Annotated in this window: 17 protein-coding genes and 4 tRNA genes; 3 read left to right on the forward strand and 18 right to left on the reverse strand. The window is 55.1% G+C overall.

Features of this window, described 5'->3' with window-relative positions; genetic code table 11:
- Positions 1-50: 50 nt before the first annotated feature.
- The 5 genes from ftsA to ACO05M_RS16245 form a co-directional block, all read right to left on the reverse strand.
- Positions 51-1,313 carry a cell division protein FtsA gene (ftsA, locus tag ACO05M_RS16225; RefSeq protein WP_421865226.1) on the reverse strand — a complete coding sequence of 421 codons (1,263 nt, stop codon included), beginning with the start codon at positions 1,311-1,313 and terminating at the stop codon, positions 51-53.
- Positions 1,314-1,601: 288 nt separating this feature from the next.
- Complete coding sequence (locus ACO05M_RS16230) at positions 1,602-2,144, reverse strand: cupin domain-containing protein (RefSeq protein WP_421870769.1); 543 nt, start codon at positions 2,142-2,144, stop codon at positions 1,602-1,604.
- 360 nt (positions 2,145-2,504) lie between these two features.
- Positions 2,505-2,741: a DUF3820 family protein gene (locus ACO05M_RS16235; protein ID WP_421865230.1), complete on the reverse strand. Its 237-nt coding sequence runs from the start codon at positions 2,739-2,741 to the stop codon at positions 2,505-2,507.
- Positions 2,742-2,751: 10 nt separating this feature from the next.
- Positions 2,752-4,257 carry a DNA recombination protein RmuC gene (gene rmuC, locus ACO05M_RS16240; RefSeq protein ID WP_421865233.1) on the reverse strand — a complete coding sequence of 502 codons (1,506 nt, stop codon included), beginning with the start codon at positions 4,255-4,257 and terminating at the stop codon, positions 2,752-2,754.
- On the reverse strand, positions 4,242-4,592 hold the full coding sequence (locus ACO05M_RS16245) for a hypothetical protein (RefSeq protein WP_421865236.1): 351 nt from the start codon (positions 4,590-4,592) through the stop codon (positions 4,242-4,244). Before ACO05M_RS16245 ends, rmuC begins: the two co-directional genes overlap by 16 nt.
- Positions 4,593-4,798: 206 nt before the next feature.
- On the opposite strand from ACO05M_RS16245, the gene ACO05M_RS16250 reads away from it, so the two are divergent.
- Together ACO05M_RS16250 and ACO05M_RS16255 are read left to right on the forward strand one after the other, a co-directional pair.
- Positions 4,799-5,326: a disulfide bond formation protein B gene (locus ACO05M_RS16250; protein ID WP_421865239.1), complete on the forward strand. Its 528-nt coding sequence runs from the start codon at positions 4,799-4,801 to the stop codon at positions 5,324-5,326.
- 191 nt (positions 5,327-5,517) lie between these two features.
- A complete protein-coding gene (locus tag ACO05M_RS16255; RefSeq protein WP_421865242.1) occupies positions 5,518-6,369 on the forward strand; it encodes a mechanosensitive ion channel family protein in 852 nt (283 codons plus the stop codon).
- Here ACO05M_RS16255 and ACO05M_RS16260 read toward each other — a convergent pair whose 3' ends face one another.
- From ACO05M_RS16260 to ACO05M_RS16295, 8 genes are all read right to left on the reverse strand, one after another.
- Positions 6,370-7,590, reverse strand: coding sequence for a diguanylate cyclase (locus tag ACO05M_RS16260; protein WP_421865245.1), 1,221 nt, complete (start codon positions 7,588-7,590; stop codon positions 6,370-6,372).
- A gap of 175 nt (positions 7,591-7,765) precedes the next feature.
- Positions 7,766-10,540 carry a heavy metal translocating P-type ATPase gene (locus ACO05M_RS16265; RefSeq protein ID WP_421865247.1) on the reverse strand — a complete coding sequence of 925 codons (2,775 nt, stop codon included), beginning with the start codon at positions 10,538-10,540 and terminating at the stop codon, positions 7,766-7,768.
- Between the two features lie 124 nt (positions 10,541-10,664).
- Positions 10,665-11,132, reverse strand: a complete 468-nt coding sequence (locus ACO05M_RS16270; protein WP_421865250.1) for a YiiD C-terminal domain-containing protein — start codon at positions 11,130-11,132, stop codon at positions 10,665-10,667.
- Between the two features lie 50 nt (positions 11,133-11,182).
- Positions 11,183-11,746 carry a nitroreductase family protein gene (locus tag ACO05M_RS16275; RefSeq protein WP_421865254.1) on the reverse strand — a complete coding sequence of 188 codons (564 nt, stop codon included), beginning with the start codon at positions 11,744-11,746 and terminating at the stop codon, positions 11,183-11,185.
- A gap of 57 nt (positions 11,747-11,803) precedes the next feature.
- Positions 11,804-12,631, reverse strand: a complete 828-nt coding sequence (queF, locus tag ACO05M_RS16280) for an NADPH-dependent 7-cyano-7-deazaguanine reductase QueF (RefSeq protein WP_421865257.1) — start codon at positions 12,629-12,631, stop codon at positions 11,804-11,806.
- Complete coding sequence (locus ACO05M_RS16285) at positions 12,628-13,401, reverse strand: ABC transporter permease (RefSeq protein WP_421865260.1); 774 nt, start codon at positions 13,399-13,401, stop codon at positions 12,628-12,630. The genes queF and ACO05M_RS16285 overlap by 4 nt, the downstream gene beginning before the upstream one ends.
- A complete protein-coding gene (locus ACO05M_RS16290) occupies positions 13,401-14,324 on the reverse strand; it encodes an ABC transporter ATP-binding protein (protein WP_421865263.1) in 924 nt (307 codons plus the stop codon). The genes ACO05M_RS16285 and ACO05M_RS16290 overlap by 1 nt, the downstream gene beginning before the upstream one ends.
- Before the next feature lie 87 nt (positions 14,325-14,411).
- Positions 14,412-14,951, reverse strand: coding sequence for a bacteriohemerythrin (locus ACO05M_RS16295; RefSeq protein WP_421865266.1), 540 nt, complete (start codon positions 14,949-14,951; stop codon positions 14,412-14,414).
- 58 nt (positions 14,952-15,009) lie between these two features.
- On the opposite strand from ACO05M_RS16295, the gene ACO05M_RS16300 reads away from it, so the two are divergent.
- Positions 15,010-15,324 carry a PA2817 family protein gene (locus ACO05M_RS16300; protein ID WP_421865269.1) on the forward strand — a complete coding sequence of 105 codons (315 nt, stop codon included), beginning with the start codon at positions 15,010-15,012 and terminating at the stop codon, positions 15,322-15,324.
- Between the two features lie 43 nt (positions 15,325-15,367).
- On the opposite strand, the gene ACO05M_RS16305 is transcribed toward ACO05M_RS16300, so the two are convergent.
- From ACO05M_RS16305 to ACO05M_RS16325, 5 genes are all read right to left on the reverse strand, one after another.
- The gene (locus tag ACO05M_RS16305) at positions 15,368-20,836 is read right to left on the reverse strand and encodes a DUF6701 domain-containing protein (protein WP_421865272.1); all 5,469 of its coding nucleotides are present in this window, start codon (positions 20,834-20,836) and stop codon (positions 15,368-15,370) included.
- A gap of 178 nt (positions 20,837-21,014) precedes the next feature.
- Positions 21,015-21,090, reverse strand: a tRNA-Gly gene (locus ACO05M_RS16310).
- 2 nt (positions 21,091-21,092) lie between these two features.
- Positions 21,093-21,168 (reverse strand) — tRNA-Glu (locus ACO05M_RS16315).
- Between the two features lie 15 nt (positions 21,169-21,183).
- Positions 21,184-21,259 (reverse strand) — tRNA-Gly (locus ACO05M_RS16320).
- Positions 21,260-21,261: 2 nt separating this feature from the next.
- A tRNA-Glu gene (locus tag ACO05M_RS16325) sits at positions 21,262-21,337 on the reverse strand.
- Positions 21,338-21,421: the final 84 nt, after the last annotated feature.

Here is a 21,421-nt window from a genome sequence, read left to right on the forward strand (position 1 = left end):
TTTTTCTTTATCGCACCTCGTACGGGTGCTTTTGGTGCGACTTTTAGCCGCTAAAAATTATTCTGGAACCAACCTTTCATCCGGCTGAGCATGTTGCGCCGGTTGGCCAGTTGCGGATCGATACCCGGCATGCGCCGACCGTCCATCGCCGAACCCGCATTGGCCGGCAATTCCTTCTCCGCGTACTGCAGCAGTCCCACGCCGGTGGCGTAAATCGAGCTGTGCAGAATGTCTTCCAACCCCACCACGCCCTGCGGCTTGGCCAATCTGACAGGCATATGGAAAATTTCCTCAGCCAGCTCCACCGCCCCTTCCATCCGCGCGGTACCGCCGGTCAATACGATGCCGGCTGCCACCAGGTCTTCGAAACCGCTGCGGCGCAGTTCGGCCTGGACCAGCGAGAACAGCTCGTCGTAGCGGGGCTCGACCACCTCGGCCAGGGCTTGGCAGCTCAGATCCCGCGGCGGACGATCACCGATGCTCGGCACCTTGACCACTTCGTCGGCACTGGCCAGCTGCGCCAGCGCGCAGGCGTATTTGATCTTCAAATCTTCGGCATGCGGCGTCGGTGTCCGCAGCGCCATGGCGATGTCGCTGGTGACCTGATCGCCGGCGATCGGGATCACCGCGGTATGGCGGATCGCGCCGCCGGTGAAGATCGCAATGTCGGTGGTGCCGCCGCCGATATCGACCATGCAGACACCGAGCTCTTTCTCGTCCTCGGTCAGTACCGCGTAGCTCGAGGCAACCTGCTCGAGCACCATGTTGTCGACCTCCAGGCCGCAACGCTGAACGCACTTCTCGATGTTCTGGGCCGCGTTGACCGCGCCGGTGACCAGATGGACCTTGGCTTCGAGGCGGATACCGGACATCCCCAGCGGTTCCTTGATCCCCTCTTCGTTATCGATCACGTATTCCTGCGGCAGGATATGCAGGATTTTCTGGTCTGCCGGAATCGCCACCGCCCGGGCCGCATCGATCACGCGATCCAGGTCCTGCTCAACCACTTCGCCGTCGCGGATCGCGACGATGCCGTGGGAGTTCATCGAACTGATGTGGCTGCCGGCAATACCGACCGTGACCGAGTGGATCTTGCAGCCGGCCATCAGCTCGGCCTCTTCCACCGCCCGTTGGATCGAATGCACGGTCGACTCGATATTGACCACCACCCCTTTCTTCAGACCCCGGGATGGGTGCGAACCGATTCCGACCACTTCGATCGTGCCGTCCGGGCCCACTTCTCCCACCAGCGCCACCACCTTGGAGGTGCCGATCTCAAGGGCGACGATCATCGATTTATCTATATCGAGCATGGACAGTCTTGAATCTGGTAATCAGTTAAGCCGAACTAAATAACTCACGCTAGCTAAGTCAAATGCAATTATCTTTCCAACTTTTAGCAGCGGCGCGCTATTTTATAAACCTTTATTTAACCGTCAATCTTTATTGGCGGTAAATTTCATTATTATCGCTATCGGCAATTTTTTGCCGCCCTTGACCCTAAAGCGGCACTTTTTTTCATCCTTTTTTTGCCGGGCAGCCGTAAATAAAAAAGGCGCCCGAAGGCGCCCTGATTAAAAAACAACCAACAACTGTGCTTGTTATAGCGACGGTGGGTTATTTGCGCTGACGATTACACAATCCACATCGCCGATGTTGCGGAAACGGTGCGGCAAATTACTATCGAAGAAATAGCCATCTCCCGGAGATAATACGCGGATCTCCCCGTCTACGGTCAGTTCAATTTCACCCTGGACAATAACACCGCCTTCCTGCCCGTCATGGGTCAGCATTTCTGAGCCGGTATCAGAATTAGGCGGATAGGTTTCATGTAGAAGAGAGAGTGTTCTATTGGGGTGATTATGGCCAACGAGGCAAAGACTGATTTCGCCGTGACCTAAATCGGGCATTTCTCCAGCCGGATAAAAGACCTGCTTTTTCTCCGGTACATCCAGAGAAAAAAACTCCTGCAGTTGCATCGGCAAGCCATCGAGAACCTTTTTTAATGAACTGACCGATGGGCTGACTCGATTCTGTTCGATCAGAGAAATCGTACTGTTGGTTACGCCCGCTCGCTTAGCCAGCTCGCGCTGGGATAACTTTTTTTGGGTTCGAACCTCTTTTAGTCGGGCGCCAACATCAATACTCATCGCTTATTCCTATACACCCGGAGGCGTTCAGCTTCGGGGGCCTCGTCCGGACCCGCCGTTTGTTATGTGTCAATGATTATACACAGCTGTGTTGATGAAAACAGCAAGCCACAACTCAGTAAGCTCATCATCCATTAGGCGAATTTGATGCGATTCCACCGAAAATACTGATCTTTTTCTTAGAATTGAGGTCCTCCGGCTTTATACAAATGCCCAGCCGGATCCTGCTGTGGATTAAATACGCCTGTGGATAAATCATCCCTGATTTAGCGGTTGTGGTGATTGGCCGGCAATTAGCGCTAATCCCTAAGCTGCATGACACATTTCTGAATCATGGTGTTCTCGGACAGCAGGTCAAGACCTCACTTCTTGCGAGCAGCTCCTGACCAGATATTCCAAACCATTGACTTTAATTTCATGGAGCAGGCTCAGCTGTTGCCCTAAACGCCCCTGAGGAAATCCTTTTTGAGCAAACCAGACCACATAGGGCTCGGGTAAATCGATCAGCAAGCAACCTTTATACTTACCAAACGGCATTCGCTGTTTGGCTAATTCGAGCAGAATTTCCGGATCCCCGATAACCGTTTCCAAACCAATTTCCTCAAGGCTTTATCAGGGTTAAGTCGTTCTCTTCTACCGCATCAGGAGCGGTAATCGTCGGCTTAATGTCAGAATCACTACCCTCGACCAAAGCTTCGGGTAAATCTTTTTTGGCTCGTACACCCAGTTTTTTCAATGCGGTGGCACGATTGACCAGATTTCCTTTACCGGTAGACAAGCGCCCCATTGCCGTCTCATAAGAGCGACGGCTTTGATCAATGTATTTACCCACATCCTCCATGGCGGCCACGAATCCGACAAACTTGTCATAAAGTTCACCACCGCGTTTGGCAATTTCCTGGGCATTGGCATTTTGCTTTTCATAACGCCAGATATTATTGATCGTGCGCAGCGTAACCAGCAGCGTTGACGGACTGACCAGCAGAATATTGCGCTCAAAGGCGTCGCCAAACAGCGAACGATCCTGCTCGATGGCGGTGAGAAAAGCTGCCTCCACCGGGATAAACAGCAACACAAAGTCGAGCGAACGCACCCCTTTCAAGGATTCGTAACCCTTATCACTGAGGCCTTTGATATGCCGTTTGACCGACAACAGGTGTTCACGCAACGCCGCTTCACGCTCAGCCTCGTCATCACTGGAGCAGTAGCGCTCATAGGCGATCAGGGAGACTTTGGAATCGACCACAATATCTTTGCGGTCCGGTAGGTGAATAATGACATCCGGCTGCAGTCTCCGCCCCTCTTCATTCTGGGTACTAAACTGCAGCTCATACTCGTAACCGCGACGCAAACCCGACTCTTCAAGAACTCGCTCCAGCACCAATTCGCCCCAGTTACCCTGGGTCTTGTTCTCGCCCTTCAGCGCATTGGTGAGATTAACCGCGTCTTCGCTCATCTGCAGATTCAGCTGCTTAAGCTGATTGATCTGCTCTGCCAGCCCCTGACGATCCCTGGCTTCCTTATCATAGACATCGTCAACCCGGCGACGGAAGTCGCCCAGTTGATCCCGTAGCGGCTGCAGCAGATGCTGAATCTTCTCCTGCTGTTGGGAGCCGAATTTACGACTGTTGTCTTCAAAGATCTGTTGCCCCAGCGCCCGGAACTGCTGCACCATTTTCTCGCCGGACTGCTCCAGCATCGCCAATTTATCCACATGGTGGCGTTGTTCGGCCTGAAGCTGCGCCTGCAGCTCTCCCAATCGGGTCTGCTGTTCGAGGTGTTCCTGCCGCAGGGATTGCAGCTGCTGATCTCGCTGAGTCAACTCAGCTTCCAATCGCTGCAGACCCTGAATCCGCTCGCGACTACCGGAGAGCTCCACCTGCAACGCGGTATTCTGTTCCGACAGCTGCTGCAGTTGCTGCGCCTGCTCGCTGAGTTGTTGCTCGATCTGCTGCTGCAACAACTGCTGTTGCTCGACCTGTTTCAGTCGACGCATACGCTGCGGAAGACAACCCAACAACCACCCCAGCAGCAGGGAGATGGCAATCAACCCCGTCAGCAACAACGGCGGGGATTGTTCGATCCAGGCGCTTACCAGTGCAGCCATAACAGCACCGGACTGGCCAGGGAGAGGGCACCGCTGAACATAAAGCTCTTCGACAGGCCGAACAGGCGTTCAATCACCAGCAGATGGATGACCGGGAAGGTCAGGACCAGGCAGAGTACCGGAATCCACCACTCCAGACGGGTGAAGCCGTACCAAAGCGCCGCGATCAGAACCAGTCCAAAAATATTACCCAGCATCACGACACGCTGCAGTTTGGCTTCTTCACGCACCCACGCCGGGCGCTCCTCTTCCGGCATCTTCATCAGCTTGCTGGCAGCGATGGCGGCGCTCATCGGAAAAACCCCGCACAGCAGAAAAACAATGATCGGTTCCAACAGAACTCTCCTGCAAAATTTCACTCAAAGGCCATTGTACGGCATTAGTGTTCATCCCCACAGCATCGAAACAAGATGAAAATAACTCATTTTCAAGGCGACACACCCGCTACGGATTGACGTCAGTGAGTATTTGATTTATCAAGGGATTCGCCGCATTAGTTGAAAGATGACAGTAGCTGTTTGCGACCGGACGGAATAAAGCGTTGACCTATCTTGATGACAGTAGCCTAAGCCGCTATCGGGGATTGAATTTTCTCGGGCTGATCAGTTGTATCGGCGCGTTGGCTTTTGCCGTCATCTACCTTCAACAACGCTTGGGTTTGGAACCCTGCCCGCTCTGCATGGCGTCACGCCTGATGGTCGTGGCATTGGCCGCCACCTTCCTGCTGGCTTGGCTGCACAATCCCAGGCAGCTGGGACAACGATGTTACGCCCTGTTGGGGATTCTGCTCAGCCTCGCCGGCATCGGACTGAACCTTCGCCACATCTGGCTGCAAAGCCTGCCTGGCGAACAAGTCCCGGAGTGCGGCCCCGGACTCAACTACCTGTTGGAAAACTTCCCGCTGCAACAGGCCTTCTCGATCATCCTGTCGGGTTCCGGCGAGTGCGCCGAAATACAGTGGACCCTGTTCGGCCTGAGCCTGCCGCAGCAAACCCTGCTGCTGTTCCTGTTTCTGCTGATCCTCCAAGTCACCCAGTTCCGCAAGAAAAAGCGTAGCTATTTTAACTAGCGCATCAGCTTCCTGGCCGGGATCTACAATCGCTCGACCTCTGCCGTCGCACGGCGCTTATCTTCTATCGGATTGAAAAAAGTCAGCCGTTGATCTGGATTGATACCGGATCCCGCCGCTATATTGGCTACACTTACCGGCGCTGCCCTGAATGACAGTGCTAATACCTATCTTTATTAAGGGTTTAGACCATGGAACAAATAAGCCTCGAAAGTATGGAGAAATACTCCGACATCATCGTTGAGTACGGAGCCCTCTACGGCAGCCAACTGATTCTGGCGATTCTAACGCTGATTATCGGCCTCTGGATTATCGGCGCAATCGTCCGGGGTTTTGACAAGGCATTGAAAGCCGCCAAGGTCGAGCAAACCCTGGCGATCTTCCTGGAAAAACTGGCCGGCACCATTCTCAAGGTACTGCTGCTGATCAGTGTTGCCGGGATGGTCGGTATCGAAACCACCTCCTTTATCGCCATCTTCGGTGCCGCCGGTCTCGCCATCGGCCTGGCGCTGCAGGGTAGTCTGGCTAACTTCGCCGGCGGGGTTTTGATCCTGCTGTTCAAGCCCTACAAAGTCGGTGACTTTATCGAAGCCCAGGGTCAGTCGGGGGTCGTCAAAGAGATCCAGATCTTCAACACCATCCTGCACACCGGGGACCGCAAGACCATCATCATCCCCAACGGCCCGATCAGCAACGGCACCATCACCAACTACTCCCTCAGCCCGGTCCGCCGGGTCGATATGGTCTTCGGTATCGGTTACGACGATGACCTTAAACAGGCAAAAGCGATTCTCGAGCAACTGATCGCCGAGGATGATCGAATCCTCAAAGACCAGGACAACCAGGTACTGCTATCGGAGCTGGCCGACAGTTCGGTCAACTTTACCGTGCGGATGTTTGTTAACTCGGCCGACTATTGGGGTGTGTTCTTCGATATGAATGAGAAGGTCAAGCTGACCTTCGATGAGCAGGGCATCTCAATTCCTTACCCGCAGCAGGATGTTCACCTGCAACTCCCGGAAGGCTTCAATCAGTCCGTTTGATCAACGCCAACCCACAGCCGCACGCCATCGTCGTGCGGCTTTTTTTGGCTTCGGCGCCGGAAATGGCTTAGTCGACGCGGCCACTTCCGCTTCTGCATCGGCAACCACGTAACGGTCCCGGCCCTGCTGCTTGGCCTGGTAGAGCGCCGAATCTACCCTGCTGAGGGAAGTTTCGACGGAACTGTTCATCTCCAACCGGCCAACGCCGATACTGAGACTAAAGCGAATCTGTTGCTGCCCGGGCAGGTCGATTCCGGTGCTACGGCAGGCGTTGAGAATTCTTTCGGCCAACAGCACCGCATCGCCGGGACGAGCTTCCGGAAGAACCGCCAGAAACTCCTCACCGCCGAAGCGGGCCACATAATCCGAACTGCGAACCTGATTCCGCAGGATATCGGAGAATACCTTCAAAACCGTATCACCGACCTGGTGCCCGAATCGGTCATTAATCTGCTTGAAATGATCCAGATCCATCATCAGCAGCGCTACCGGCCGCCCGTTGCGCAACAACTGACGACGGATATGCACCAATTGATTCATCAAGGTACGACGGTTGAGCAAACCGGTTAACGGATCGGTGGTAGCTTCTTCAAACAGCTGAATCTTCATCTGCAGCTGCGAGATTTGGGTCCACAGCGCCACCCCCATCAGCAGACACATCAACCACATATTGGCAAAGCCGCTGAAGCTCCACAGATCGCCCTGCAACAAGGGACCCAGCGATAGCAGCGAGATACTCAGCAGCGCCAGCCGGACACCCTCGAACAGCGTCAACGGAAACACCGAGTGCATCACGATAATCAGAAACGGGAGAAAGCTGTAGCAGATCAGGTAATCGCTGAAAGGAACGGAGGCAAGAATCATCAGGCTGGCCAGATGAAAGATCGCCGGCATGATCATCAGTGCAAACAAGCGTTGATGGGCCTGCCGCAGGCTGACCTCCTTATCGGGAACCCCCGACAGCATCAGCAACATCAACGAAAAGAACAGCCTCACCACCGCCATCAGCTGAAACTCGGCAGAGTCCAACAACAGGAAGTCGACCGGAATCCATAGCGGTGTCAAAATCGCAAACAACAACGCCAGCATCCGTACCCGGCTGTTGATATAGAGCGCACGGCTATCACTGAATCCAAACGCATGCCCGCGTCGGGATAGCAGCAGCTGCAGCCGAGCCGGGTCGACGAAGCCATTGAGGTGTTGCTGAACAAGCTGGATCATGTGCATCGGGTGACTACAGACTCAAAAAGATCACGGACGCAAAAGCGATAGTAAGCCGATCCCTCGGCTTACTTCTCTCAGGTTGGCGGGCATTATACCGGGGTATGATAATTCAACAATTATCATCATGTGATTAAGGACAATATTTGATCACTTCCCGGCTTCCTGCTAGATATCATCGAACCCTAAAGCCACGCAAACGGTTGGCATTGGTGACCACGGTGACCGATGACAGCGACATCGCCAACCCGGCAACCACAGGGTTGAGCAGCATACCGGTAAACGGAAACAGCAGACCGGCGGCGATCGGAATCCCGATGCTGTTGTAGATAAAGGCCCCCCAGAGGTTCTGCCGGATATTGGTCAGGGTGGCCCGGCTCAACTCCACCGCATCGGCCAAGCCATCGAGCGAATCGTGCATCAAGGCCACATCGGCACTCTCGATCGCTACATCGGTACCACTGCCGATGGCAAAACTGACATCGGCCAACGACAGCGCCGGGGCATCATTAATGCCGTCACCGACCATCGCCACCACCTCTCCACGCTGCTGCAATTGAGCCACATAATCGAGCTTGTGCTGCGGCAGCAACTCGGCCTGGTATTCATCAATGGTCAATGCTTCGGCAACGGCCTGGGCTGACGCAGCATTATCACCGGTCAGCATGACCAGTTTCACCCCCTGTCGGTGCAGACGCTGCAGCGCCGGTGCCGCATCCTGACGCAACGGATCGGCGATCGCAGCCATCGCCAGCAGTCGACTATCATGGGCCAGATAGACCTGGGTCCAGGCTTGCTGTTGCCAACGCTGTTCAACATCGGCTAACGGATTGAGATCGATATCCTGCTGCTGCATCAAACGGCGATTTCCCAGCAGAATGGATTGGCCGTTATCGGTCAGCGCCCGTACGCCCAACCCATCCAGGGTTTCAAACCCCTGCACCTCCAGTTGCTCCACTCCTTGGCTGTCACAGAATCGATTCAACGCCGCCGCCAGCGGATGTTGGGAGTTTTTCTCCAACGCATGAATCAGGTTTAATGCTTGGCGCTGATCGACCCCATCCGCCAGCGCCAATTCGACCACATCGGGCTGCCCCTGAGTCAGGGTACCGGTTTTATCCAGCACCAGGGTGGTGATCTCGCTGGCCCGCTGCAGCGCGTCACCATTACGGATCAGGACGCCCATTTCGGCCGCCTTGCCGATCCCGATCATGGTCGAGATCGGTGTCGCCAATCCCAGCGCGCAGGGGCAGGCGATAATCAGTACCGTGACCGAGCTGACCAACATATACACCGCTTTCGGCTCCGGCCCCAGCCACCACCATAGCAGGGCGCTGACCAGCGCGATCAGGATCACCACCGGCACAAACACCGACGCGACCCGATCCGCCAACTGACTGATCGGCGGCTTGGAGTTCTGGGCCTGCTGTACCATCGAGATGATACCCGCCAGCACCGTATCCCGACCGACACGGGTAGCACGATAAAGCAACGCCCCCTGGGTATTCATCGTACCCGCCGCCACCGCATCGCCGGCCTGCTTGACCACAGGCAGGGGTTCGCCGGTCAGCATCGACTCATCCAGCAGGCCTTCGCCCTGCTCCACCTCGCCATCGACGGCCACGGTCTCGCCGGTCCGCAACCGAATCAGGTCACCGGGTTGAACCAGCTCCACGGCCAACTCCTGCTCCACCCCGTCGCGCAGCACCCGGGCTCGTTTGGGCTGAAGATCCAACAGTCCGCGAATCGCCTGCTGCGTTTGTCCCCGCGCTCTTAACTCCAATACCTGCCCCAGATTGACCAGGCCGATAATCAAGGCCGACGCTTCGAAGTAGAGTCCACGAGATTGGGGCGGCAGCAGCTCGGGAAACAACACCACCAGCATCGAATAGAGCCAGGCCGAACCGGTTCCCAGCGCAATCAGGCTGTCCATATTGGCACTGCGGTTGCGCAGGGTTTTCCAGGCCCCGGTGAAGAAATGACCGCCGCAGTAGACCATCACCGCCACGGTCAGCAGCCCCACCAGCCCCCAACCCAACTGTTGAGTCGGGGTCTCAACGGCCATACCGAACACCATTCCCCAGACCATCATCGGCAGTCCGAGCCCCAATGCCAGCAGGCTGTGACGGCGCTTTTGATTCATCTCCTGCTGCCGTTGTCGCTGTTGCTGCTGCTCCAATAATTCAGGATCCTGGATCGCTTCAGCACCGTAACCGGCCGCGACGACTGCCTGAATCAACGCCTTATCGGCGGCGGTGCCGGAGACCTGGGCGGTTCGGTTGGCAAAATTGATGTCGGCTTTAACAACGCCGGGAACGGCATCCAAGGCCTTTTGGACACTGTTGACGCAGGCGGCGCAGGTCAGCCCACTCAGCGCCAGCTGAACCGCCGCTCCAGCCGTGTCGTTTGCAGCCTCGGTCGCGACAGAGGACTCCATCGTGGGATCAGGCGTCGCTACTGACTCCGCTTCAGTTATCGGCAAAGGCTCAACCTTCTGACCGTTGTTGCCCTCCGTGGAGCGAGTCTGCGGGGTTAAGGCAAGCCTTTCAGCCGGGTATCCCAGCGAACTTATCAGCGCAATCACTTCGGTCTCAGCCAGGCGACTAATGACCTCGGCTTCCTGGCTGTCGAGATCGACCTGGATATCACCGTCACTGTCCTGCTGCTGGATCTGTTGGCGGATTTTATTCACGCAACCGTTACAGCTCAGCCCGTCGAGCTGCAACTGGATGCGGTGATGAGGAACAGAAGCGAGTTCGCAGGCCGGGTAACCCAGTTGATTGATAACCTCGAGAACTTCGTTCAGCGCCAGTCGGCTATTGACCTCGGCCTGCAAGCTATCCAGATCGACCTGAATATCACCGTCGCTGTCACGCTGCTGAATCTGCTGCCGGATTTTGTTGACGCAGCCGTTGCAGCTGACGCCTTCGAGTTGAAGCTGGTAGGCCATGGAGCATCCTGTGGTTCGTTCTAGGGTTCTGCCCGTGATGCCTAACTGTAAACCCTAAAGTGAACTTCAGGGTCAACCACTTTCTTAGCCCCTCATCAAAACGGTGGAGTGTCTGCGAATCGGCTCAGCGCCAATCCTTCTTGCGAAGCGCCACGTAGCTGCCGCTAAAACGGAAACAGCATTGCCCGGCCTCAATGACCTCGACCTGAAGATCGCAGCGGGCCTTGCCCCGCTCCCTCAGGCGCTCGACGAAGGCTGCTATCTGTTCAGGCTCAGGCATCCGGGTCTGGAGACGGAAATCACGGGTCACCGGCAACATGTACTCCAGCCGGCTGTCGCGGATAACCACATCGTAGGGCTGATCCTCGCCCTGCAACAGCAGCGTGATCGCGCCCCAGCCACAGAGGTTTGCACCGGCACTCAGAGCCCCGGCAAACGCCGTCCCCTTATCGTTATGGTTTGCTTCCAGCGCCAGCTCGAAGGCCAGATCCCGTCCATCGTAGTCGATGCCGACAAACCCCATATGGTTGGTCAGCGGAATCTGTTGATGAATCAGCTGCTGAAACTGTTCAATTTGGGCGTGGGTATCCATGGTGTCGATCTCTCCTTGACGGACGGAGTTGTGCGTATCGTTACCCGAACCTAGTTGGCCGGCCAGCTCTGAACATAATCGGTCGGATCCAGCGGGCAGAGTGTTTTCATCTTCTCAGGCTGCGATCCCAGATAAACGAAACCGATAATCTGCTCATTGTCGGCCAGACCCAGTCCTTTCATGACCTGGATGTTGTAAGCCATATCGCCGGTCCGCCACATCCCACCGATACCTTGGGCAAAAGCGGCCAGCAGCAGGTTCTGCGTTGCGGCACCCGCGGCGATCTGCTGCTCTACTTCCGGCACTTTCGGATGCGATTGGATTTTGGCGATCGCCACGACGACTAGCGGTGCCCGCAGCGGCATATTGCGCAGCTTGTTCTGCTTCGCTTCGCTCATCTCCGGCTCGTCAGCCAACCCGGCTGCCAGAAACAGCTCACCAAGCCGGGCCCGATCATTACCGGCGACAGTCAGAAAGCGCCAGGGACGCAGGGCACCATGATCCGGAGCCCGCACCGCGGCCTGAAACATGTTCTGCAGCTGTTCCTCGGTGGGAGGCTGATCACCCAGCATCGGCGATGAGACCCGGTTGTGCAGCAGTTCCAAGGCATCCATTGTGATTCTCCGTACGGTTATTGTCTGACTCTAATTAGCAGCTTTGTCGATCAAGCCCTATTGGCGCAGCAAGCGGATATTGTCCGGGCTGAACGCTTCGGTGCTGCGATAGGGATTGATATCCAAACCGCCCCGTCGCACATAGCGGGCATAGACGCTCAGCTGCTCCGGCTGACAGCGTTGATAGATATCCAGAAAGATCTGCTCGACACACTGCTCATGGAAATCCCCGTGCTCACGGTAGGAGATCAGGTACTTGAGCAACCCTTTGCGATCGATCGGCTGGCCGCGGTACTCGATCTGGATGCTGGCCCAGTCCGGTTGCCCTGTCACCGGGCAGTTGGACTTGAGCAGATGACTGTACAACTGCTCATCCACCGGATCACCGTCGCCGCTACTCAGTAACTGCGGCGCCGGCTGGTAATGCTCGATCTCCACATCCAGCTGATCCAACGACTCCCCTTTGAGGGGTTCGATGATGCCGGTCGCATCCAGGGTCTGGATCGCTACGGTCACCGGACCGCCGAAGGCCGTACTCAGGTCTTCCACCAGGTGTTGCTGCACCTGATCCATCGAATCGAAACGGGTCAGATTGAAGGAGTTGAGGTAGAGCTTGAATGACTTCGATTCGACGATATGACTCGAATCGCAGGGAATACGAAACTCGGCGATCGCCACCTGGGGCTTGCCCTTCGGGTCCAGCCACGACAGCTCGTAGGCATTCCACAGATCGAATCCACGAAACGGCGCCTTGTCATAGCCCAGCTTCTGCCAATTGTTGGCCCGCTCGATCGAAAACAGCTGAGACGGATCGTAGTGACACACATACTGGGTGTCCTGGCCCAGCGGTGCCAGTTTGATCGCGTCGTGATTATCAGAACTCAATGGCGGATCCCCTTTCCGGTTCGCAGCAGGTGAAGTGCAAAGCTATACAACGCCACGATAAAGACCAGGATGATGCTGAAGGCAAAAGTCAGGTCGATATCGCTGACTCCCAGAATCCCGTAGCGGAAGGTGTTGACCATATAGAGGATCGGGTTCGCCATCGACACGCCCTGCCAGAATTCCGGCAGCAACTGGATCGAATAGAACACCCCACCCAGGTAGGTCAGCGGCGTCAAAACAAAGGTCGGTACGATCGCGACATCATCAAAGCTGTTGGCGTAAATAGCGTTAATAAAGCCACCGAGGGCGAACAGCACCGCGGTCAGGAACACCACCGCGACAATAACAAACAGGTTGTGCACCTGCAGATCGGTGAAGAACAGCGACAACAGGGTGACGATCAGGCCGACCCCCAATCCGCGGGCCACCCCACCGAGCACGTAACCGATCAGAATCACCGACGCCGGCACCGGTGACACCATGATCTCTTCGACATGACGCTGGAATTTGGCGCTGTAGAACGACGACACCACGTTGCCGTAGGAGTTGGTAATCACCGACATCATGATCAGCCCCGGAACGATGAACTCCATATAATCATAGCCATCCATCTGCCCGATTCTGGAACCAATCAGGTTGCCGAAGATAATGAAGTAAAGAGTCATGGTGATCGCCGGGGGCAGCAGGGTCTGGGCCCAGATCCGCAAAAACCGCCGAATCTCGCGACTGACAATGGTGATCAGCGCGATGCTATTGTCTTGAATCCGCATTATGACTCCAGGTTCTTCTCGACCAGCCGGACAAACAGTTCCTCGAGCCGGTTGGTTTTGTTTCGCATGCTCGCCACCTGGATATCCTGTTTCTGCAGTTGACTGAAGAGCTCGTTCAGGCCTTGCTGCTTGTCCACTTCGACCAACAGCGTGTGGTCGCCCTCAAGCTCAATCGAATAGCCGTCAAGACGCGGCAGCTGTTGCAGCGGTTGGGCCAGATCCAACACAAAGGTCTCTCGGTTAAGCTGACTCAACAGCTCCCGCTTCGAGGTGTTGGCGCGAATCTCACCACGGTCGATGATGGCGATGTTGCGGCACAGGCTTTCGGCCTCTTCGAGATAGTGAGTGGTCAGGATGATGGTGGTACCGGCCTCGTTCAACTGCTGTAGGAACTCCCACATCGAACGCCGAAGTTCGATATCCACCCCGGCGGTGGGCTCATCCAGGATCAGCAGTTTGGGGTTATGAATCAACGCCCTGGCAATCATCAAGCGGCGTTTCATCCCACCCGACAGCATCCGGGCCGTGGTATGACGCTTATCCCACAGCCCCAGCGCCTGCAGGTAATGATCGGCCGACTCGTTGGCCTCCCGACGCTGCATGCCGTAATAGCCCGCCTGGGTGACGACGATATCCCGCACCTGCTCAAACTGATTGAAGTTGAACTCCTGCGGCACAACGCCCATCGATTTCTTGGCCGCCACGGAGTCGGTATCCAGGTTGTGGCCGAACACCGATACGCTACCGGCACTTTTATTGATCAGGGTCGAGACGATCCCCAGGGTGGTCGACTTACCGGCACCGTTGGGACCAAGCAGAGCAAAAAAATCACCCTGCTGGACTTCGAGGTCGATCCCTTTCAGGGCCTCAAAGCCGTTATCGTAGGTTTTTCTTAACCCCCGGATAGACAGGGCCTGGGTCATAGTGATTTCCTGGAAAGGTAAGATCGGAAACGGACCCGTCCTATGTTGGGCCACTGCGCTGAGTTTTCAACAGCAGCCCAGAGGGAATCAAAGGAAGTTTTTCGGCAACCGCTGCAGGTATTTTTTCATCTGCATATCGGTCTTCAATACATGATCCAACACCCAGCCCCGCAACAGACCGACAATCTGCTCCTGGACCTGGGGATCGAGGTTCAGTGAATCGCTCTCGGTGGAATCCGCCTCAACCGGTTCGGAGCCGGGTTCACCGTAATTGTCGATCTTGGCGGTCTCCTGCTCCAGAATCACCTCCAGGTCATCCTCGACACTGATGGGCTCGCTCTCCAGTACCCGCTGTCGCAGGGCCGCCATCTGCTCCAGGATGCGCTGGTGCTCCATCTTGTGGTCGATATAACCGGGATATTTCATTTTCAGCTGGGTCTTCTCCTCCTGACGGAAGTGACTCTGGGTATACTCCTCCAGCTGTTCGAACAGCTGCTTCAGGATCGCCCGATTGTTATCCAGCTTCAGTGCCAGTTCGACCCCGTTAATCAGGCAAAAAAGGTACTTGTGCTCATCATCGATAATCAGATTGCCGACTGACATCGCATCTTGCCAAACCACTGGCATAATAGACCTCCCAGCCCCACAACGGGGTCTATTCCAATTGACATGAGTTGCCGACCCGATGAGCCAAGCCCCAACGATCCACACCCAACTTCAACAGCTGTTTCAACAAAGTGTCCAAGCTCTCGAGGCAACCGGCAGCGAAGAAGCGGTTGAGATCATCGAGCAGCGCTTTGAACAGATTTTTCAGGCGATCGATCAAGATCAGGAATACAGACACCTGGCGCAGGATACGATTTCCAGTCTGATCACCATGCACCCCAACCTGACCCCACTGATTCCCCGCCTGCTGCTATGGCAACTGGGCGGGACCTGTCTGCATTTTCTCAGCGATGAGGAGATCGAACAGTTCAGTCAGCAAGATGAGCTGCATTAACACCCTAGCCTAACTTACCTTTAATCCCAATCGGTTAAAGGTATTACTGGCTGAAGTTCTCCTGCCAGAAGATCATCCGGTCGTTACCGCGGTAGCGACCGAACGAGGCCTGTCCTTGGGGGTTCTGATCACCGCTACCCTCCCAGTCGAACTTCAACCAATCATCAACATCCAAGATCAGATCGACCTGGCCTTCTTTACCCACACCCGGCGCCTCCAATACCAACGGCAAGCCACTGGGACTTTCACCGCTACTTACGACCGCGCTACTCGCCGATGCGGTGATCAAAGTATCACCCACATTCAGATTGTCAGAGCCGTAATCGCTATGATCCAAACTGGCCTTAGAACTGCTATAGGGGGTACAGCTGTCATCCGAATGCAAAACAAAACGACTGCCGTTGTAGTACTGCACCTGTAGCGGTACCTCCAAATCCTCCGTTTCCGGACCAAAGGCATTATTAACGACCAGTCGGCCATAGCGGATTTTGGTATCACCCAGCTTCCCATGCCCATTGCTACCGTCACCCTCAACATCCAGATTGAAGCTATTTAGGACAGTAGGGTCTCCTCCGATCGAGCTATCCTTGGGCGCGATGCCGATCGATAGATTATCAAAAGGCCCATCAACGCCCCCCGAGCGATGCACGACCAACTCTAAGACCATATCAAGCACCCCCTCTGTCCACACAACGTTACCTGCTTGCTCGAGCCGTGAGGGGGCGATCAGGGCACCATCATTCACCACCGCTAGGTTCAACTCTCCGCGCGAATTGATCCTTGCGAAATCGCCCTCGTAGTTGGTGGTCGTCCCACCACCGGTATTGCGTGCGGTAAGGGTAAAGTCCACGCCAAATTTCTCACCCATGTAGGTGAAGTCGGAACTAACGCAGCTACTCAGAGCGGTTCTGTTACTGAGGTTAGGGCCACTGAGCAGGAAGTGGTCCGGATAGAAGCGTCCAACATAGGGCGCCGTACCGGTTACGTCACCCGCCCCCAGATAGCTGCCATCGGTCAAGTTAGCCGTCAGACTGATGATGCCCACCTCACTCCATGACAGGTTTGATTTGGTGCTGGCGCCGGCGCTAAAGCCGCTGAAAGTAGCATTACTCAAGGCAGGATTCGTCCCGCCTGCTGGTAGAACCAGTCCCTGAGTCAGGGTCACTGTTTCTGCCGTACTTTCCTGACCGAAGTTTGCCGTCACGCCGTTATCCGACAGATCGGCGCCGCTATCGGGAACACCGTCGTTGTCGCTATCATCGCTCGAGGCCCAGGGCACCGCCGTTACCGTCGCAGTAAAAGCTTCCCCGGCGGCTTTAAAGGGGGATCCTGTTGCTGTGCTGGCTGCAGGATTGCCCGTTACGTCGATATGGAAGGCAAACGGTCGAACAGTAAAACTGGTCGAGCTACCTGACAGCACAGTTTCTGACACGGGTTCCGATTCAGCTAATGTCAGACTAGCGCTCATCTTTACCTGACCGACATCATCGTAAACAATCGGAATGGGTGCTCTGCCCTGAGCATCAAAGTTCAGACTGACAGTGTCTGGTAACACCCGCTCAATACCCGACCGGTCTAGCAGGCGAAACTCCCGCCCACTTATGCAGCTGCTCGGATCAAGGCATTGATAACCCAAAGCAACATCCAACGACTGATTCTGAACTCGTGCCAAACAAGCTCCTGTATTGGGATCAGTCGTGATAGCACGAAGCTGTAGGGTAGCAGCGTTTGGAGGTAGGTCTGAACGATTTCCGGCTATCTGATGCGGGAGCTCTTCCGAACTAGCACTGGCATCATAGAATTTCAGCACAGCTTCTCTAAAAGCCAGCCTGGGATCTTCACTGCTGTCTCCATCCTTATCGGTGGCGCTGTTATTATCAGTGATATCGATATCCATATGCGGAGCACCGGTAACTTCCGTATGGGCCAGAGCCAATACCACTGACGACTCACCATCGGCCCAAGCGTAAGTGGCGATACCGTCGTTAGCTGTACCGTTGGCAACACTGCCGCCGCCAGAGCTCAAGCTCCAGTCACCAAAACCTGTATTGGTATTGAGCGTCATTGTGACACCGCTACCCGGCTCGACCGCTGCATCGCTGCTGTCGTGGGCGGTGATAGTTATTGAGGAAGCTTCACAGGTGACACCCTGCTCGCTGTGACTGATCGCATAGTGATCCACCTGGTTATCACAATCGGTGTCCTCAGCTTCGATTTCGATATGATCGACCACGAAGCTTTCGCTGCCGCCGCCATAGAAACTCGTAACCCGCAGCCGTATCTGGGTGTTGGTAGAGATATAACTACTGATATTGAAGCTGCTGCTACCACTACTGGTGCCGCTGATACCGGTGTAGTTCTGTAGCACCGTCCAGTTGCTGCCGCCGTTGGAGGAGATCTCCAGTGACACCTGATCATTGCTGTCAACGCCGCTGGTGGTGCGATGATTCAATCTCAGGGTGGCCGTGTCATAGCCCGATAGATCGACCTCGCGAGTAACTCCAGGTGTACCGCCGGTATTCGGATTATCATCCAGATAGAGTTCACCGTTGAAAATCTGAACATTGCCGGTCGTAGCACCGAGGCCATCACCATCGACTTCGCTCCAAGACCCAGCCCAGTCAGCATCGCCGTCATTATTGCTGAAACCGGCCACGGTAAAGTTGTCCCGGAAGGTAACCGTACAAGACGTTGTGGTCGGACAGGTCCGCTCGGCGGCATCCCAGTTATCCCCGGCCAGGGTGTTGTTGTAGATACTGGTGACCTGAGACGCAGACACAGCTTCGTTGAAGATCAATAGCTCATCAACCAAGCCTCGCCAGTCCTGCCCGAGATCGAATCCGCCGCCGACGGAATCCTGCTCCTGTCCCAGAATCAAGCCCCCGCTATCGATATCCAGAGCCGACGTCGAGCCTGTGGTACAGCCCTGCAGGCTCGCATCACGGTAAATACAGTTCTGGCTTCCACTACGGGTCCAGACTAAGTGGTGCCATTGATCATCGGCGATATTGCCGATACTGATCGACGCGGGGTCGGTACCTTTCAACCAGGGTTCGAACGAGGTCGCGCTCGGAAACCACATGATCAGCTCGTTGGCCTGCGAACTGTTGGCCCCGGATAACAGCGCCTGACTATTGGTATTGCTGGTTTTCACCCAGGCCGAAATGGTGAAATCTGTGGCGCCATTCAACGCGCCAGCGCCGAGAGAAAGATAATCACTGGTACCGGTAGCCGACAGATCAGCCGCATTACAGAGCTGCCCACTCACAGGATCTGCCGAATTGGCAAGTCCGTGGTTGGTTCCTTCGCTATCGACCACCTCATTGGCCGCGCCACTCCAGCCGGTTTCATCAAAGCGCCAATGGGCAACCGGTCCGCCGGAGCAGCTATGAGTTTCGGCTCGGATCGCAGCAATCTGAGCGCTACTCAGCGCTTCCTCGTAGTAGCGAACCTCATCAAGGTTGCCGAAGAAACGATTACCGCTCTCGCCGCTGTTGGTTTCACCCCCAATCGAGGCAGGGCCACTATCCGTGCCCCAAGTTCCGCTGTAGCTTCCATTGGTGGTGTTCAATAGGGTGCCGTCGGCAGAGTAAACGTAAATGGTCTTCTGCTTATTGGTAATGTCGGCAACGGCAGCCACAAAGTACCAAGTATCGTTACTAATGATAGAAGGAGTATCGAGGCTAACCGGACTGGTGGCACGGGCGTAAAAACGTAAGCGCCCAGACCCAGGGTCCCCCAGACTCAATGCATACCCCCCTGTATTTGACTGGTCGTCAGCAAACACACGCTGACCGGAACGGGAGACATCGCTGGACCGTATCCAGGCCGTCATGGTGAAGTCGGTTGTCGAATTCGGGAAATTGTTGAGCGCCAGATAATTCCCGTTCGAGCTACCGGCATCGTCAAAATAGCCATACCCACAAGTACCGGGGTTCCCAGCCACCGCTGGCGTGGCACTGGCTGTGGTGGCGCCATTAACCGCGACTGCGTGATAGTTATTGCCGGTATTATCGACCACCTCATCGGCAGTGCCGTTCCAGCTGGCCTCGTCCATCCGCCATTCCGCCAGCAGGGTACTACAGGGGTTATAGGCGATCTGAATATCATCAATGTACATGCCCACCACCGCATTAGAGCCGGTAGCGAGGAACCGGATCTGGGTATTGCTGGCAATATAAGGCGTTAAAGGGACACTCTCGGCCGTCGCTGAGAAATTGCTCGATGATATGTTATAGGTACGAAGGGTGCTCCAGCTGCTACCCCCATTCGAGGACGCCTGCAACACAACAGTTTGAGAGTTCTGGGTGACACCTGATCGATAGTTAAAAGTGAGCGTTGCCGTAGTTGAGCCACTCAGATCCACCTCCCGACTGGCGCCAACGTTGGAATAGCTCTGCGCAGAATTGCCATTGACTACCCCAAGCCGTAAACAATTCCCACCGGTACAAAGATCGTTTCTAACCCGGACCAAACCAGAGCTAGCCCCATCACTCTCACCGATCTCCTGCCAGTCTCCTGCCCAATTGCGGGTGCCATCATTTTGAGCGTAGGAAACAGAACCAAAATTATCGGCAACCGTCGCGGCACCACAACTGCCCCCTCCGCTACCACTGGCATCAATACCAAAATCATCTACGAAAAATTGATCATTGTTCCCAAGTGAGGACGAGGTAATAAACCTGATTTCAGTGTTCGTCGAGATATAGCTGCTGATATCGGTACTGTAGGTCCCACTATCGTTACTGGAACCACTGAAGCGTGTCAGCTGCGTCCAACTACCACTCCCGCCTGTACGTATCTCTAAATCTATCCAATCGTTGCTATTGTCTAAGCTGCTTTCTCGATAATCGAAGCTTAAGGTTGCCGAGCTATAGGCACTTAAATCCACCGAACGAGAAATACTTCGATCGTCGTCTTTTAACCGGAGTTCTCCGCCGGTGATTCTGATATCCCCACCGGAAGGGCCATCACTCTCACCAGACTCAGTCCAACTCGTTGCCCAGTTTTCCGTCCCGTCCTGATTCGAGTAACTGGTTGAGTTGAACTGATCATAAAACGTTAAAGACAAACCACCGCTAGAAACAGTAATCGCATTCGACAGAGTAAATATTGTAGAGCCACCACCACTACAATTATCGTTTTGATAAGCTTCAAAATATGCGTTGTATGTCCCTGGTGTTGTTGGAGCAGTAATCGTAAAGGTCTGATCATGGGTACCGGCAGAAGTACTGTCATTATGATCATTGCAGGTATAACTTCCACCCGAGCTAGTTGCGATAAGCCAATCGGTCGATTCCCAATCGTTACTGCTGCCGCCACCCGTTGTAGTCACATTCAAGCTAACGGTAATACTGGCTCCCGGTGTAACGGTGACACTACTGCCACCATTGACGGTGGCCGAATTGATCGTACGAGCAGCCTGTGCCGAGGAGGAAAACAGCACTGTAAGGGCCAATGGCAATATCACTAAAAGCAAGTGACGACAGTTACTCAAACTTTTAAAGCGCATAGGCCAGCCAACATCAGAATTCTAGGTTTGGTCAAATTCCAGCAGTAATGGCAATAGCGAATGCTAACCATGCCTGCCATGACTCTTCCAAGAATACTACATTGCCAACAAAGACATAGCCTTAGCGACGAGACTGTTGACTCAGGTCGTTAGGAAAGTAAGGGGGAGAAATAAAGATTGGAGCGGGAAACCGGGTTCGAACCGGCGACCTCAACCTTGGCAAGGTTGCGCTCTACCAACTGAGCTATTCCCGCGATGGCGTCCCATAGGGGGTTCGAACCCCTGTTACCGCCGTGAAAGGGCGGTGTCCTAGGCCACTAGACGAATGGGACGCAGCCTTGAGGATTTGGAGCGGGAAACCGGGTTCGAACCGGCGACCTCAACCTTGGCAAGGTTGCGCTCTACCAACTGAGCTATTCCCGCGATGGCGTCCCATAGGGGGTTCGAACCCCTGTTACCGCCGTGAAAGGGCGGTGTCCTAGGCCACTAGACGAATGGGACGTCGCGCTTCCTTTGAATCCTCATCAAAGGAGGCGCGTATAATAGGGACTTAAAAAAAACGCGTCAAGCGACCAACGGCACTTT

This window comes from Motiliproteus sp., from assembly GCF_965230735.1.
In the GTDB taxonomy this organism is placed as follows: Bacteria; Pseudomonadota; Gammaproteobacteria; order Pseudomonadales; family Balneatricaceae; genus Motiliproteus.

Excerpts from the sequence above, each read along its gene's own strand:
- ftsA (WP_421865226.1), bottom strand. The coding sequence starts at position 1,313 with ATGCTCGATATAGATAAATCGATGATCGTCGCCCTTGAGATCGGCACC.
- rmuC (WP_421865233.1), bottom strand. The coding sequence starts at position 4,257 with ATGGCTGCACTGGTAAGCGCCTGGATCGAACAATCCCCGCCGTTGTTG.
- ACO05M_RS16255 (WP_421865242.1), top strand. The coding sequence starts at position 5,518 with ATGGAACAAATAAGCCTCGAAAGTATGGAGAAATACTCCGACATCATC.
- ACO05M_RS16260 (WP_421865245.1), bottom strand. The coding sequence starts at position 7,590 with ATGATCCAGCTTGTTCAGCAACACCTCAATGGCTTCGTCGACCCGGCT.
- ACO05M_RS16265 (WP_421865247.1), bottom strand. The coding sequence starts at position 10,540 with ATGGCCTACCAGCTTCAACTCGAAGGCGTCAGCTGCAACGGCTGCGTC.
- ACO05M_RS16270 (WP_421865250.1), bottom strand. The coding sequence starts at position 11,132 with ATGGATACCCACGCCCAAATTGAACAGTTTCAGCAGCTGATTCATCAA.
- ACO05M_RS16275 (WP_421865254.1), bottom strand. The coding sequence starts at position 11,746 with ATGGATGCCTTGGAACTGCTGCACAACCGGGTCTCATCGCCGATGCTG.
- ACO05M_RS16285 (WP_421865260.1), bottom strand. The coding sequence starts at position 13,401 with ATGCGGATTCAAGACAATAGCATCGCGCTGATCACCATTGTCAGTCGC.
- ACO05M_RS16290 (WP_421865263.1), bottom strand. The coding sequence starts at position 14,324 with ATGACCCAGGCCCTGTCTATCCGGGGGTTAAGAAAAACCTACGATAAC.
- ACO05M_RS16295 (WP_421865266.1), bottom strand. The coding sequence starts at position 14,951 with ATGCCAGTGGTTTGGCAAGATGCGATGTCAGTCGGCAATCTGATTATC.
- ACO05M_RS16300 (WP_421865269.1), top strand. The coding sequence starts at position 15,010 with ATGAGCCAAGCCCCAACGATCCACACCCAACTTCAACAGCTGTTTCAA.
- ACO05M_RS16305 (WP_421865272.1), bottom strand. The coding sequence starts at position 20,836 with ATGCGCTTTAAAAGTTTGAGTAACTGTCGTCACTTGCTTTTAGTGATA.